This is a genomic window from Phenylobacterium sp., from assembly GCF_036821595.1.
Lineage (GTDB): Bacteria > Pseudomonadota > Alphaproteobacteria > Caulobacterales > Caulobacteraceae > Phenylobacterium.
Map to the genome: position 1 here is coordinate 1 of NZ_DAISJG010000103.1, position 5691 is coordinate 5691.

General features: G+C 72.4%; 8 protein-coding genes. 4 read left to right on the forward strand and 4 right to left on the reverse strand.

From position 1 onward, the window contains the following. Window positions 1-978: GMC family oxidoreductase (locus V7Z97_RS18845; protein ID WP_334164981.1), on the forward strand; the 978-nt coding region annotated here is incomplete at its 5' end. A gap of 9 nt (window positions 979-987) precedes the next feature. On the opposite strand, the gene V7Z97_RS18850 is transcribed toward V7Z97_RS18845, so the two are convergent. From V7Z97_RS18850 to V7Z97_RS18860, 3 genes are all read right to left on the reverse strand, one after another. Further along, window positions 988-1719: a ParA family protein gene (locus tag V7Z97_RS18850; RefSeq protein WP_334164982.1), complete on the reverse strand. Its 732-nt coding sequence runs from the start codon at window positions 1717-1719 to the stop codon at window positions 988-990. A gap of 127 nt (window positions 1720-1846) precedes the next feature. Beyond that, the gene (locus V7Z97_RS18855; RefSeq protein WP_334164983.1) at window positions 1847-2107 is read right to left on the reverse strand and encodes a hypothetical protein; all 261 of its coding nucleotides are present in this window, start codon (window positions 2105-2107) and stop codon (window positions 1847-1849) included. Between the two features lie 92 nt (window positions 2108-2199). Continuing rightward, window positions 2200-2964, reverse strand: a complete 765-nt coding sequence (locus V7Z97_RS18860) for a competence/damage-inducible protein A (protein ID WP_334164984.1) — start codon at window positions 2962-2964, stop codon at window positions 2200-2202. A gap of 231 nt (window positions 2965-3195) precedes the next feature. Here V7Z97_RS18860 and sfsA point away from each other — a divergent pair, with 231 nt between their 5' ends. Together sfsA and V7Z97_RS18870 are read left to right on the forward strand one after the other, a co-directional pair. Next, the gene (gene sfsA, locus V7Z97_RS18865) at window positions 3196-3894 is read left to right on the forward strand and encodes a DNA/RNA nuclease SfsA (protein WP_334164985.1); all 699 of its coding nucleotides are present in this window, start codon (window positions 3196-3198) and stop codon (window positions 3892-3894) included. A gap of 56 nt (window positions 3895-3950) precedes the next feature. After that, the gene (locus tag V7Z97_RS18870; RefSeq protein WP_334164986.1) at window positions 3951-4343 is read left to right on the forward strand and encodes a hypothetical protein; all 393 of its coding nucleotides are present in this window, start codon (window positions 3951-3953) and stop codon (window positions 4341-4343) included. A 7-nt stretch (window positions 4344-4350) separates the two neighbouring features. Here the strand turns inward: V7Z97_RS18870 and V7Z97_RS18875 are convergent, their stop codons facing one another. Then, window positions 4351-4992 (reverse strand): class I SAM-dependent methyltransferase, encoded by a 642-nt coding sequence (locus V7Z97_RS18875; protein WP_334164987.1) that lies wholly within the window; start codon window positions 4990-4992, stop codon window positions 4351-4353. Window positions 4993-5152: 160 nt separating this feature from the next. Here V7Z97_RS18875 and map point away from each other — a divergent pair. After that, window positions 5153-5691 (forward strand): type I methionyl aminopeptidase (gene map, locus V7Z97_RS18880; RefSeq protein WP_334164988.1); only part of this gene is annotated, 539 nt, incomplete at its 3' end.

Consider the following 5691-nt stretch of genomic DNA (forward strand, 5'->3'; position numbering starts at 1 on the left):
AACCTGCGCCTGGAGACCGGCGTGGAGGTGGAACGTGTGACCTTCGAGGGCGCCCGCGCCACGGGCGTCGTCTTCCGCAAGGGTACCGAGCGCTTCGAGGCCCGCGCCGCCTGTGAGGTGATCCTGGCCTCCGGCGCGGTCGGCAGCCCGAAGATCCTGGAGCTCTCCGGCGTCGGCGACGGCGCCCGCCTCGCCGACCTCGGCGTCGCGACCGTCCGCCACGCGCCCGGCGTCGGCGAGAACCTGCAGGACCACCTGCAGCTCCGCCCCGTCTTCAAGGTCACGGGCGTGAAGACCCTCAACACGGAATACGCCAACCTCGTGAAGCGGGCGCTGATGGGCCTGGAGTACGCGGTCCGCCGCACCGGCCCGCTGACCATGGCCCCCTCCCAGGTCGGCCTGTTCGCCAGGAGCTCGCCGCGCTACGCCACCGCCAACCTCGAGTTCCACTTCCAGCCCCTGTCGCTCGACAGGTGGGGCGAGGGCATGCACCCGTTCGGGGCCTTCACGGCCTCGGTCTGCAACCTGAGGCCCTCCAGCCGCGGCTCCGTCCACGCGGCCGGCCCCGACCCGGCGGCCCCGCCGCGCATCGCCCCCAACTACCTCTCGACGGAGGAGGACCGCGAGGTCGCCTGCGACGCGCTCAGGCTCGCCCGCCGCATCGCCGCCCAGGCCCCGCTGGCGAGGTACCGGCCCGAGGAGTTCCGCCCGGGCGCCCATCTCGCCACCGACGAGCAGCTCCGCGCCGCCGCCGCCGACATCGGCACCACCATCTTCCACCCCGCCGGGACCGCCGCCATGGGCCCGGACGGCGACCCCATGGCCGTCCTCGACGCCCGGCTGCGGGTCCGCGGCGTGGACGGCCTGCGGGTGATCGACGCCTCCGCCATGCCCCGGATCGTCAGCGGCAACACCAACTCGCCCACCCTGATGATCGCCGAGAAGGGCGCCGCCATGGTCCTGGCGGACCGGCGCTAGGCGCCGTCGTCAGGCCGGGGGCTGGACGAAGGTGAGGCCGGCGGGCCGCGCCGCCATCCACGGGCGGCCGAGGTCGTCGTTGGCGGTCCGCACCGGCGCCGGCTTCTCGCCGGACAGCCGCTTCCACACCTCGGCGAACAGCGCCCGCACCTCGTCGGAGGCCCGGTCCGCGCCCTCGATCTCCAGCACCGAGCGGCGCTGGGCGAAGGCGGTCTGGTAGACCACCCGCGAGCGCAGCGCCGTGCCGGCCACCGGCAGGCCTGCGAACCTCAGCGCCTCGAAGGCCTTGAGCACCTGCGGCGGCTCCACCCCGTTGCGCCGCGGGGCGCACTGGTTGAGCGCGACCACGCCTTCGCGGCCCAGCCGCTGGATGATCGCCACCGACCGCACCGCCGCGGCGAGGTCGAGGTAGGTCGGCCGCGAGACGGCCAGGCACAGGTCGGCCACCTTCACCGCCTCGGCCACGTCGGCCTCGGGAGCCGCGGGCGTGTCGATGATCAGCAGCTCCGCGCCGGACCGGCGGCAGGCCTCGGTCAGCGCGAACAGCTTGGCGGCGCCGGTCTCGAACAGCAGGGAGGCGGCCTCCTCCCGCTCGCGCAGCACCTCGCAGGCGCTGCGCAGCGGATCGGCGTCGGCGAGCACCGCCTTCACGCCGGCGGCCCTGGCCGCGAGGGTGAGATTGACCGCGACGGTCGTCTTTCCGGCCCCACCCTTGCGGGACATCACGGCAAGCGTCTTCACGCGCACGCCCCCCCATCGGCCACGGACGTCTGCTGGCGGACGCCCTTCAGCGCCGCCGATGATGCACAGACTTATCCACAGCTGTGAAGGCCGTTTGACAGCACGCCCGAATCGCGGGCCGCGCCCGTCAGTTGCTGGGCGGATTGATCCGCTGCTGGCGCTCGATGCTCTCGCGGTCGCTCGCCTTGCGCTCTTCCCACTGCTCGGCGGTCATGCAGACCTTGGTCTTCATGCGAGAGCCCAGCACCGGCTCGTTCTTGCAGACCAGGCCGTCCTTGTTGACCTTGGCCTTCTTCCCCGCCTGCTCGGCGCCGGCCGGCTCCGCGGCGGCCGGCTGGGCGGCCGCGTCGGCCAGCAGAAGGGCGGCCGCCAGCATCATCGAGATCATTCCAAACGCTCCCCGGAGGCGATCTTGGCGGAAGCCTAGCCGAACACCCTTCCGTGGACAAATTAACCGATGGTCACATATGGGCCGCGGGCTCAGGCCGCCTCCACCTCGAAGGCCCGCTCGATTCCGGCCTCGCGCAACACGGCGATCAGCTCGCCCGCCACCGCCTCCAGGACCGCCGGGTCGCGCCCGCGCAGCACCAGGTTGGAGCCGTAGCCCTCCGGGGTGAAGAACGGATAGCTGCCCAGCGACAGGTCCGGATGGGCCTTCGCCACCGTCTCCAGCGGCGCGGCGATCGCGCCCTCCCCGGAGCCCTCCACCCGCACCGTGCGCGACACCGTCGGCCGGCCGCCCTCCAGCCTCGGCCCCACGTCCTCCAGCATGCCCCGCATGATCTGCGGCACGCCGGCCAGGACGAAGACGTTGCCGATGGTGAAGCCCGGCGGCCCCTGCACCGGGTTCTTCACCAGCGCCCCGCCCACCGGCACCCGGGCCATGCGCCGCCGCGCGGCGTTCAGCTCGTCGCCCCAGCGGGCGGTCATCATGGCGATGATCTCGGGGTGCTCGATCAGCGGCACGCCGAACGCCGCGGCCACCGCGTCGGCGGTGATGTCGTCGTGGGTCGGGCCGATCCCGCCGGTGGTGATGACGTAGGTGTAGCGGTGGCGCAGCGCGTCCAGCGCCGCCACGATCTCCTCCAGCACGTCCGGCACCGTCCGCGCCTCGGCCAGGTCCACCCCGTGGACGCCGAGGTAGCGCGCGATGTCGCGCAGGTTGGTGTCCTGCGTCCGCCCGGAAAGGATCTCGTCCCCGATGATCAGCACCCCCGCGGTGACGCGGCGCTCGCGGTCAGACATACGCACTCCCCAGATGAGCCCCGCTATGGACAGCATCCTGCGGGATGCTGATAGCCCTTAAGCCGCATGGTCGGATTGGAGCTATGGCTTCGGAGCAGGTCAAGGACGGCCCTCCGGGCCGCCGCGCCGCGGCGAGCGCTGCGCGCTCGTCCTTGAGCTGGTCCGAAGCCATGGCAAACTCGCCGCCATGGGACTTAAGGCGCAGACCGCCTTCGCCTATCTAGGCTCCCCATGGACTTCCCCGCCCCCCTGCTCCGCGGCACGCTCGTCGCCCGCTACAAGCGCTTCTTCGCCGACGTGGTGCTGGAGGACGGGACGCCGGTCACCGCCCACTGCCCGAACCCGGGCGCCATGCTGGGCCTGAACACGCCCGGCCTGCCCTGCTTCCTCTCCGCCTCCGACGACCCGAAGCGGAAGCTGCGCCACACCCTGGAGCTGGTGGAGGCCGACGGCGGCCTCGTCGGCATCAACACCCTGCACCCCAACCGCCTGGTCGCCGAGGCGCTCGCCGCCGACGCGATTCCCCAGCTCACCGGCTACGCCACCCACCGCCGCGAGGTCCGCTACGGGACCAACTCCCGCGTCGACTTCCTGCTGGAGCACCCCGACCGCCCCCGCGCCTGGCTGGAGGTGAAGAACGTCCACCTCCGCCGCCAGCCGGGCCTCGCCGAATTCCCGGACTGCGTCGCCGCCCGCTCGACGAAGCACCTGCGCGAGCTGGCCCAGGTCGTGACCGAGGGCGACCGCGCCGTGGTCCTGTTCGTCGTCCAGCGCACCGACTGCGACCGCTTCGCCCCCGCCGCCGACTGCGACCCGAAGTTCGCCCAGGCCCTCTCCGAGGTGCGCGAGGCCGGCGTCGAGGTGCTGGTCTACGGCTGCGAGATCACCCCGGCCGCCGTCCGCATCGGGAGCCCCATCGCGCTTCTGTGATCGGCGTTCGCCGGATCGGCCCCCGCGCCAGAGTGTTTGCCCCGCCGGAGGTCGACATGACGCGTGTGCTCCGGGCAGCCGCCCTTTCCGCCCTGATCCTGTTCCCGGCCGCCGGCCTCGCCGTCGCGGCGGAGGCCCCGGCGCCCGACGCCGCCCCGCCCAGGGGCGCGGTCGGCCTCTGCGTCCGATGGGGCGCCGATCCCACCAAGCTGGCCGAGGTGGTGCTGGTGAAGCCGTCCGGCGACCCGCGCGTCGACGCCATGGTCCCTGAGGCGCTGCGCGTCATGCCCTTCCCGAAGCCGGACGGCGACACCGGCGCCTGGCGGGCGATGAGCGTGGGCGTCGGCGGCGCCGAGCCGCTCGACGAGGCGCCCGACTGCGGAAGCCTCGCCTCCACCGTGGACGAGCCGATCTTCAGCCGCCCGCTTCCGCGGAAGACGATCGCCTAGGAGGGCCTCAGGGGGCGAAGCGCGAGGCGATGCTGGCCCGCGGCCAGATGCCCAGCCAGCGGTGCTGGAAGCCCGGCGCATAGTCCTTCAGCACATGGTCCGGGGGCGGGAACAGGAACGGCGGGGTCATCAGGTTCACCGGCCGGAAGGTCGTGGGATCGGTCGGCACGTCGGCCATCGCCTGAACCTGGAAGCTGTGCGAGGTGGCCAGCCAGTCGCTGCCCGACGCCAGGAAGTTCTCCAGCACGCGCACGATGTCCACGTTCGACAGGTGGAACAGCACGTCGCGGACCAGCACGACGTCGGCCCGGGGCAGCGGGTCCCGGGTGATGTCGACCACTTGGAAGCGGTGCTGCGGATGCTCCGCCTGCAGCTTCTCGATCATCGCCGGCACGATGTCCGCGCCGGTGTAGTCGATGCCGGTAAGGTCGCAGGCCTTCATCCAGTTGAAGTCGCCGCAGGGGGCGTCCAGCATCGACTTGCAGCCCAGCGCCCGGACCATCGGCATCAGGGTGGCGCGCAGGCTCTCGGTGTAGCGCAGGGTCGAGCCCGGCCCGCTGACGCTCTCGGCGTCCTGCCAGATGTTGGCGTCGAAGGCCTCGACGAAACGCTCGGCGACGGGGTCGGAAACGGACAGGTCGTCGGCCATGGGCGCGCCTCTGCAGAGCCTTCAAGTCGCCGGACGCTGACACGATTCGAGCCGTCCCCACCGGCGGCGCGCGGTCGCAAGCGTTGAACTTCGGTCCCGCGATTGCGACATAGGGCGCTACGGCCCGCGCGCCCCCAGCCTCCCGACCCCGAGCTTCCCCATGACCGACCTCCTCGACGGCGAACACCGCACCGGCCAGATCAAGGTCCATTCGCCCGACGACTTCGAGGGCATGCGCCGCGCGGGCCGGCTCGCCGCCGAGTGCCTGGACATGCTGACGCCGCACGTGGTCCCCGGCGTGCTGACCGAGGCGCTGGACGACCTCGCCCGCGAGTTCATCCTCGACCACGGCGCGATCCCGGCCTGCCTGGGCTACCGCGGCTACACCAAGACCACCTGCATCAGCCCCAACCACATCGTCTGCCACGGCATCCCCGGCGAGCGGATCCTGCGCGAGGGCGACATCGTCAACATCGACGTCACCGTCATCGTCGACGGCTGGCACGGCGACACGAGCCGGATGTACGGCGTCGGTCCCGTAGCCCCGCGGGCCAAGCGGCTGGTCGACGTCACCTACGAGGCCCTGGAGCGCGGCCTGGCGGCCGTGAAGCCCGGCGCGCGGACCGGCGACATCGGCCACGCGATCCAGTCCTACGTCGAGAGCATGCGCTGCTCGGTGGTCCGCGACTTCTGCGGCCA